The sequence below is a fragment of the Streptomyces sp. URMC 126 genome (genome assembly GCF_051386555.1).
Classification (GTDB): Bacteria; Actinomycetota; Actinomycetes; order Streptomycetales; family Streptomycetaceae; genus Streptomyces.
In genome coordinates this window covers 1-230 of the sequence record NZ_JBPQTX010001436.1, presented here as the reverse complement: position 1 = coordinate 230, position 230 = coordinate 1, and the positions used below count along the sequence as shown (strand labels likewise).

At 64.8% G+C, this 230-nt stretch carries 1 pseudogene; it reads right to left on the bottom strand.

Features of this window, described 5'->3' with window-relative positions:
- Positions 1-34: 34 nt before the first annotated feature.
- A pseudogene (locus tag ACSNOK_RS36580) lies at positions 35-230 on the bottom strand (hypothetical protein); the annotation flags it as partial.

Below are 230 nucleotides of genomic sequence, written 5' to 3'. Positions count from 1 at the left end.
GATCCAGAGCCATCGCAATATGCCGCTTTCAGCCTTAAGCCTTGCGAACCGCGTTCACTATCTTCTGGGCGGCGTCGTCGAGGTCGTCCGCCGGGATCACGTTGAGGCCGGACTCGCGGATGATCTGCTTGCCCTCTTCCACGTTGGTGCCCTCGAGGCGCACCACCAGCGGAACCTGCAGGCCGACCGTCTTCACCGCCGCGATCACGCCGCGGGCGATGACGTCGCAC